The organism is Micromonospora sp. M51 (genome assembly GCF_018070305.1).
Taxonomy (GTDB): domain Bacteria; phylum Actinomycetota; class Actinomycetes; order Mycobacteriales; family Micromonosporaceae; genus Micromonospora; species Micromonospora parva.
On sequence record NZ_JAGPXZ010000640.1, the window covers coordinates 1 to 3616 of the forward strand.

5 protein-coding genes are annotated in these 3616 nt (G+C 72.3%); all 5 read right to left on the reverse strand.

Translation table 11 applies throughout. The features are described 5' to 3' along the window. On the reverse strand, positions 1–342 hold a 342-nt coding region (locus tag KBX53_RS26110), incomplete at its 3' end, for a biotin/lipoyl-binding protein (protein ID WP_210862164.1). A gap of 44 nt (positions 343–386) precedes the next feature. Further along, entirely contained in the window at positions 387–1676 is a 1290-nt protein-coding gene (locus tag KBX53_RS26115) for a hypothetical protein (protein ID WP_210862166.1), read from the reverse strand. Between the two features lie 55 nt (positions 1677–1731). After that, on the reverse strand, positions 1732–2307 hold the full coding sequence (locus KBX53_RS37190; RefSeq protein ID WP_030329713.1) for a TetR/AcrR family transcriptional regulator: 576 nt from the start codon (positions 2305–2307) through the stop codon (positions 1732–1734). Then, a complete protein-coding gene (locus KBX53_RS26125) occupies positions 2300–3100 on the reverse strand; it encodes an alpha/beta fold hydrolase (protein ID WP_030329711.1) in 801 nt (266 codons plus the stop codon). Before KBX53_RS26125 ends, KBX53_RS37190 begins: the two co-directional genes overlap by 8 nt. Positions 3101–3205: 105 nt before the next feature. Continuing rightward, positions 3206–3616, reverse strand: a 411-nt coding sequence (locus tag KBX53_RS26130; protein ID WP_210862168.1) for a proline dehydrogenase family protein, incomplete at its 5' end; no start/stop codon positions are given.

Below are 3616 nucleotides of genomic sequence, written 5' to 3' on the forward strand. Positions count from 1 at the left end.
CAGGGCCTCCTTCGCCTGCCGCAGGCGCTGCTGCGCGCTCGGCGAGTCGACAACGGCCAGCACCTGACCGCGTTTGACCCGCTGTCCAGGCTGGACGCGCAGGCTGGACAGGGTGCCGTCGGCGGGAGCGGTGAGGGTGGCGGCGGCACGGGCCGTCACGGTGGCCGGGGCGTCGATCACCTCGGTGACCGGGTTACGTTCGGCCGACGCCAACGCGAGGTCGGGGCCTTCGTCGCCGCAGGACGCGGCGGTGGTGGCGGTGAGAACGACGACGGCGGTCAGGGCGACGAGCAGGCGGGGCCGCGTGGTGCCGGCGGGCCGTGACGACTGAGGGCGGCGCACCCCATCGATGGTACGGCGTGCCCTCGCACCACCTCTGAGCTGCGTCAGCCGGCGGTGGCGCGGACGTAGGCGACGCACTCGTCGTGCAGTGTCGACCACTGCTCGCCGAACGCTTTCTCGGACGCCACGTCGAGGGTTCTGCCGTCGTGCACCACGGTCTTGAAGAAGGTGAGCAGCCGCAGCGGCCCGTACCTGTCGACGAGGTGCCGGACGGCCAGGTAGCCGATGCCGTAGCTGCCGGCGACCCGTTCGGCCGGGGCATCGTCAGCGGGGTTGACGCCCTCCAACTTGCCGTCCCAGCCGCCCCGGACCATCTTGCGGACGTCGGCGACTCCTTCGTACCTGTCGACCGCCTGGCCGCCGGCACCGGCGAACTCGGCCAGCCCCTCCACCAACCACCAGGTGAGCTTGCCGGGGTAGCCACGCTCCGGCAACGACGCCGCGTGAGTCAGCTCGTGCCGCAGGAGATCGTCGGTGCCGCTGTTGGTGAGCCCTTCGGCGTTGAGCACCACCTCGTGGTGGCCGCCGCCCACTGTCACCGCGTAACCGCCGGTCCATTCTGGGCGTTCCCCGCCGTACCAGCGCTGCCACTCGGTGCGCCCGGCGTAGAAGATCCGGTAGCGGTCCGGCGGTGACCCGGTCACCGCGTACCCGTCGGCGACCTTGGCCGCCGCCTCGGCCTGGGCGAGCAGGCAGGGTAGTTTGCCGCGCAGCGCCGGGGTGGTGGCGACGATGGTCCGCGCGCCGACGGCGACCGCCAGGTCGCTGATCTCCCACGGTCGGGTGCCGGTCTCCACCGACTTGGATTCCTCCATGGCGACCATCAGGGGCTGGTCACCGTTCTCCCGCCACCGGGTGCCGATCAGCACCGGGCTGGGCCGACAGTTCGGCGTGACGAAGCAGTACTGGAAGCGCACCAGCAGCCGCCACTCGCCGGGCTTGCCGATGATCGGCACGGGCAGACCACTCGGCTCGGCCCGCCACCCGGTCACCTTCAGCTCGCGGAGTGCGGCGAAGCGTCGGCGCAGGTCGTTGTGGGCAACGGGGTCGGCGACGGCGAGGAAACCGGCGCGGTCGCCACCGAGGAGCGCCGCGGACTGACGGTGCAGCTGGGCGGTGATCCGGTCGGACAACCCGCGGGCCACGGCGGTGGCCGGATCGTCGGCAGCCGAGGCACCGACCCGGCTGACGGTGGGGCGCGCGCCTGTCTCCCGGATCACTCCGACGACGAGCGCCGCCGGCAGGCCGCAGCCCAGCAGCAGGAACACCACCACGAGCACCGTCCACAGCGGCCAGAGCCGCCGTGGTGCTGGCCGCTGCACCTCGTCAGTCACCCGCCGAAGGGTACGACCAATACCTGGACGCGGCGAGGCCGCCCCGGCCGCCGGCTCACGCGCCGGTGCCCGGCCAGGAGCGGAAGGAGATGTCCATGCTCGCGATCAACTGCTGGTACGAGCGGTCGACGTCGCGGGGCAGACCGAACCCACCGGCGGCCTCCAGGGTCACGAAGCCGTGCAGGGCGCTGCGCAGCGCGCGGGTGGCGTCCACCGCGTCGTCACCGGTGAGCCCGTAGCCCCGAAGGACCGCGACGACGGCACCGACGGCGCGTTCGCCGGCCTCGACGTGCTCCGGGTCGGCCGGGTCGGGCACCCGTTGGGTGGCCGGGTAGCGACCGGGGTGTCGGTGGGCGTAGCCACGGTAGGCGTTCGCCATGGCCCGGAGCGCGTCGCCACCGGAGCGGCCGACGGCGGCGGTGGTCATCTCGGTGGCCAGCTCGGCGGTGGCCAGTGCGGCAAGCTTCTGGGCCAGCGCGTCCGCCCCCCGCACGTGCTTGTAGAGGCTGGGCAGCGCGACACCGAGCCGGTTGGCGAGCGCGGCGAGGGTGAGCTGTGAGAAGCCGACCTCGTCGGCCAGCCGGGCGGCCTCCCGCACCACTGTCTGCTGGTTGAGGCCGACCCTAGGCACCGGCGCACACCGCCAGGAAACCGAGCAGCTCCTCGGCGGTGCGCTGCGGCTGGTCGGCGTGCGGGTAGTGGCCGGACTCCCCGATCATCCGGGCTTCGGCGGTGCCGAACAGCCGCCGGGCGGCTCGTGCCTCGGCTCCCGGGTCGGGGAAGTCCGGGTCCTTGGACCCCATCAGCACCAGCACCGGTTGCCGCACCTGCGGGGCGCGGCTGGTCCAGTGTGGCTCGGCCGGTGCGATCACGCCGCGGGTCGCGGCCATCCGGCCGGGCTCGCGGAGGTTGGCCACCATCGAACGACGGTAGGCCGCGTCGTCGGCGGGTCGGCGCACCGGGAACAGGGTGTTGTGGAACATCCCGAACAGTCGGGGGCTGTGCAGCACGGACCACATCGCCATTCGCAGCAACGGGTTGAGCTTCGGTTGGCCAACGAACGCGCCGATCTGCACGATGCCGGTGACCAGCTCGGGCGCATCGGTGGCGGCGAAGACCACCGCCGCCGCGGCGGACGAGCTGCCGACCAGCACGGCCGGGCCGGCGTCGAGGTCGCGGACCACGGCGAGCAGGTCCGCGCCGACCTCCGCCGGGGCGTACGTGGGCCAGCCGGCACTGGACTGCCCGTGGCCCCGGACGTCGACCGAGGCGACCCGGTGACCGGCGGCCACCAGCAGGGGCACGAGGTGCCGGAAGCTCGCCCTGTTCTCTCCCATGCCGTGCGCGAGGACGACAAGCGGCCCCTCGCCCTGCACCTCGTACGCGATGTGTCCACCGTCCCGCCACACCTGGCTAGCTGTCATAGCCTTAAAGCTAAGTCACTTAGCCGAGTTTGGCAAGCCGGATAGCCGAACGGGCCGGCGGTGACCCGAGCGGTCGCCGCCGGCCCGTCGGCCGAATCGGAGAAGTTACTTCTTGGAGATCAGGGCGCGGCCGAAGAAGACCAGGTTGGCGGGGCGCTCGGCGAGCCGACGCATCAGGTAGCCGTACCACTCGTCGCCGTACGGGACGTAGGTGCGCACCGTGTAGCCCTCGCCGGCCAGCCGGGCCTGCTCCTCGGGGCGGATGCCGTAGAGCATCTGGAACTCGAAGCGCTCCGGCCCTCTGTCGAACCACCGGGCCCGGTCCTCACCGATGGCGATCATCCGCGGGTCGTGGGTGGCCAGCATCGGGTACCCGTCGCCGGACATCAGGATGTTCATGCAGCGCACGTACGACTTGTCCACCTCGCGGGCCGACTGGTACGCCACCGACTCCGGCTCCTTGTAGGCGCCCTTGCACAGCCGCACCCGCGACCCGGCCGAGGAGAGCTCCCGGCT